Below are 3,626 nucleotides of genomic sequence, written 5' to 3'. Positions count from 1 at the left end.
TCGGTGGTCTGTGCCTCGACGGGTGCGTCCCGCAGTACGCCCGCCGCATGGATGACTCCGGTGAGGGGGTGTTCGGCGGGGACGGTGGCGAGGAGCGCGGCGAGCGCGTCGGGGTCGGCGGTGTCGCAGGCGGCGATCGTCACGCGTGCGCCGAGTTCTTCCAGGCGAGACTTGAGGGCGTCCGCGCCGGGAGCGTGGGGGCCGCGCCTGCTGACGAGCAGCAGCCGCCGCACCCCGTGCGCCGAGACGAGATGCCCGGCGACGAGCGCGCCGAGTGTCCCGGTGCCGCCGGTGATCAGGACGGTCCGGTGGATGGGCGGCGGATCCAGCGTGAGGGTGACCTTCCCGATGTGGGTGGCCTGCGTGAGAACCCGGATGGCGGCATGGGCGTGCGTGATCGGATGGGAGGTGCACGGCAGCGGGACGAGCGCCCCGGAGGCGAGATGCCCACGGACGGCCTCGGTGAGGACGCCGAGGTGGTCGGGGCCCGTGCTGATCAGGTCGAAGGCCTGGTAGTCGACGCCGAGATGGCCCGCGAACTGCTCGGCCGTCCGGATGTCGGTCTTGCCCATCTCCAGGAAGTGCCCGCCCGGCTTGAGTAGCCGCAGCCCGAGGTCGACGTGCTCCCCGGCGAGGCTGTTCAGCACGATGTCGAAGCCGCCGGGGGCCGTCCGCCGGAAATGGTCCTCATAATCGGCGACGCGGCTGTTGGCGATGTGGTCGTCGTCGAGGCCGTGCGAGCGCAGGACGTGGTGCTTGGCCGGACTCGCCGTCGCGTACACCTCGGCCTCGAACAGCCGGGCGATCTGGAGGGCGGCCTGCCCGACGCCGCCGGTTGCGGTGTGGATGAGGACCTTCTGGCCCTTTCCGAGGCCGCCGAGGACGACCAGCCCGTGCCAGGCGGTCAGGAACGCGACCGGGATGGTCGCGGCCTGCGGCCACGTCCACGCGTCGGGGATCTTCATGACGAGCCGGTGGTCGGTGGTGGCGACCGGACCGATGCCGCCATGGGTGAACAGGCCCGTCACCCGGTCACCCGGCCGGAACCCGGTGACGTCCGCGCCGACGCCGATGACCTCGCCCGCCTCCTCGCCGCCGATCGGCGAGTCGGTGGCGACCATGCCGAGCGAGACCAGGACGTCCCGGAAGTTCAGACCGGCCGCGCGGGTGCGGATCCGGATCTCGTGCGGCTCCAGCGGACGGTCGTGCAGGTCGGTCGGCGCGAGCACGACGTCCTCGAGGGTGCCCGTCCGGGTGATCTTCTCCAGCTGCCAGCCGTCGTGGTCCGGCGGGATCAGGAACTCCTTGCGGCTGTCGACCAGCCAGGGCCGGTGCAGGACACCGCCGCGCAGCAGGAGCTGAGGCTCGTCCAGGGACCGCCCCGCGGCGACCGCTCGCAGGAGCGTGGCCGTGTCGTCGGTGTCGGCGTCGAGGAGCCGGAAGCGGCCCGGATGCTCGCTCTGCGCCCCGCGCACCAGCCCCCACACCGCCGCCGCCGTGAGCGACGGACCCCGGTCGTCGTGGGCCTCCCGGGTCACGAATGTCAGGGTGCCGCCGTCCGCGTCGAGCCAGCCCTGGACCAGGGAGAGCGCCGCCCGCGTCGCAGAGGCGACCGCCTCGGGGCAGCCGCAGACCCCGTGCGCGCAGGAGGACGCCGTCAGCGACGGCAGCGCGATCGCCTCGCCGGGGGCCCCGGTGAGCTCCGCGAGCCCGCCGTACGCCGCGCCCTCGGCGGGGGACCCGAGCAATACGGGCTCGCCATCGACGCGGGTGGGGGCGGTGTCGGGCAGGGCGTGCCAGACCGGATGGAACAGGTCGTGCGTGGCCGGACCGGCCGAGACCGACAGGCCCGCGCCGAGGGGGCGCAGGGTCAGTTCGTCGACGGTCAGCACCGGGAGGCCCTGCGGGTCGGCGGCATACAGCGCCACCGCGCCGTCTCGCAGCCGGGTCACCGCGACCCGCAGGGTGTCGGCGCCGGTCGCGTGCAGGCGCACCCCGGTCCAGGAGAACGGAAGGCTGACGCCGCCGGGCTCCCCGCCGTCGGGCGTCCGGTCGTCCCGGTCGGCGATGAGGGCGTGCAGGGCGGCGTCGAGCAGCGCCGGGTGGAGGCCGTACCCGCCGGTGGCGGCGTCCTCGCCGAGGCTGACCTCCGCGTGGAGGACGTCGCCGTCGCGGCGCAGGCCGCGCAGACCGCGGAAGGACGGCCCGTAGCCGTAGCCGTCCTCGGCGATCCGGTCGTACAGCCCCGAGACGTCGATGGGCGTGCCGCCGGGCGGAGGGCCCGCCGGAACCGCGGCCGAGAGCTCCGGTGTCAGGGTCCCGGTCGCGTTGACCGTCCACTCGGCCTGGTCGCCGTGCGGTCGGGAGTGCACGGCGAACGACCGGCGTCCGCCGTCTCCGGCGGCGCTGACCGTCACGTGCAGATCCCGTGGCCCCGCGGACAGCACGAGCGGAGCCTGCAACGTCAGCTCTTCGACGGTCTCGCAACCCCAGCGGTGCCCTGCGTGCAGGGCGAGCTCGACGAGCGCCGTGCCCGGCAGCAGGACCGTCCCGTTCACTGTGTGGTCGGCGAGCCATGGCTCGGTGTCGAGCGTGAGACGCGCGGTGCACGCGATCGTCCCGTCGGGATGCTCGACGACCGCGCCGAGCAGCGGATGCTCCGGCGACGCCAGCCCGAGCCCGGTCGCCTTCGTGACGGGCGCGGCCCCGTCGAGCCAGAACCGGCGGCCCTGGAACGGGTAGAACGGCACCCGCTCCTGTGAGGCTGGGGCGTGCCAGTCCGTGCCGGGCGCGTCGGCGTGCACATGGTAGGAGGCCAGCGACGTCAGGAACCGGCCGAGGCCGCCCTGGTCGCGGCGGAGCGTCGGATGCGCCGACCCGGCCGTCCCGCCGCCGTGCAGCAGGTCGAGGATCGCGGGGACGAGCACCGGGTGCGGGCTCACTTCCACGAACTCCGTGTGCTGCGGGACGAGCGTGGCGAGCACCGGGTGGAACAGCACCGGGGCGGCCAGGTTGTCGTACCAGTAGCCGGCGCCGAGCAGCCCGGTGTCCTCGACGAGCCCGCCGGTGAGCGTCGAGTGGAACGGGATCGCCGCCGGGCCGGTCGCGACCGTGCCGAGGTCGGCCAGGAGCCGGTCGCGTAGCCCCCGCACGAGCGGGGTGTGCGAGGCGTAGTCGACCGGGATCATTCGGGCGTCGAGGCCGGCGGTCGCGGCGTGGGCGGTCAGCGCCTCGGCCGCGGTGGTGGCGCCCGCGACGATCGTGTGGTTCGGCCCGTTGAACGCCGCCACCCGCAGCTCGCCGGTGAGGCCGAGGTCGCCGATGAGCGCCTCCGCAGAGATCGCGTCGAGGGGCAGCGACACCATCCGGCCGGTTCCGGCGAGGTCCAGCAGCGCCCGCGACCGGACGCTGACGATCCGTGCGGCGTCGTCGAGGCTGAGTGCGCCCGCGATGTGAGCGGCGGCGATCTCGCCCTGGCTGTGGCCGACGACGGCGTCGGGACTGACGCCGTGGTGTTGCCAGAGTCTGGTCAGCGCCACCATCATCGCGAACAGCGCGGGCTGTACCACGTCGGTTCCGGCGGGCAGCTCGGGCCGGGACAGGACGTCCCTGAGGTTCCAGCCGGT

The 3,626-nt window shown here is 74.2% G+C and carries 1 protein-coding gene; it reads right to left on the bottom strand.

Annotation, left to right across the window (positions count from 1 at the left end; translation table 11 throughout):
* Positions 1-3,626 (bottom strand): acyltransferase domain-containing protein (locus ACFWP5_RS52055; RefSeq protein WP_384174383.1); only part of this gene is annotated, 3,626 nt, incomplete at both ends.

The organism is Streptomyces sp. NPDC058469 (assembly GCF_042721125.1).
Classification (GTDB): Bacteria; Actinomycetota; Actinomycetes; order Streptomycetales; family Streptomycetaceae; genus Streptomyces.
The sequence above is the reverse complement of the archived record's forward strand: the minus strand, read 5'-3'. Positions and strand labels throughout refer to the sequence as shown.